The following is a 702-nucleotide window of genomic DNA, read 5'->3' on the forward strand; positions in this document are numbered from 1 at the left end:
CTCGTCCATCACGCGCTCGTACTGGGCGCGGCTGTAACGCGGGTGCAGGGCCGAGAGCTTGATCGAGATGCCCGGGCCTTCATAAATGCCACGACCGTGAGAGGCCTTGCCGATCGAATGGATGGCCTGCTCGTAGGAGGCGAGGTATTTCTGCGCGTCATGTTCGGTCAGTGCAGCTTCACCGAGCATGTCGTAGGAATAACGGAAGCCCTTGGCTTCGAAGCGGCTGGCGTTGGCCAGGGCTTCGGCGATGGTTTCGCCGGTGACGAACTGTTCGCCCATCAGGCGCATGGCCATGTCGACGCCTTTGCGGATCATCGGTTCGCCGCTCTTGCCGATGATGCGACTCAGGGACGAAGTCAGGCCGGCTTCATTGTGGGTGGCGACCAGTTTGCCGGTCAGCAGCAACCCCCAGGTAGCCGCGTTGACGAACAGCGACGGGCTGTTGCCAAGGTGTGGCTGCCAGTTGCCGGTGCTGATCTTGTCGCGGATCAGCGCGTCACGGGTGCCTTTGTCCGGGATACGCAGCAGGGCTTCGGCCAGGCACATCAGCGCCACACCTTCCTGGGACGACAGGGAGAATTCTTGCAGCAGGCCCTGAACGATGCCGGCACGGCCGCCGGCGCTCTTCTGATTACGCAGTTTCTCGGCGATCGAGGCGGCGAGCTTGTTGGTGGCCTCAGCCATGGCAGCCGGCAGGCG

At 63.2% G+C, this 702-nt stretch carries 1 protein-coding gene; it reads right to left on the bottom strand.

The window, feature by feature from the left end; translation table 11 throughout:
• Positions 1 to 702, bottom strand: a 702-nt coding sequence (locus AC07VR_RS31615; RefSeq protein WP_495013645.1) for a proline dehydrogenase family protein, incomplete at both ends; no start/stop codon positions are given.

The organism is Pseudomonas sp. GW821-FHT02H09 (genome assembly GCF_059421425.1).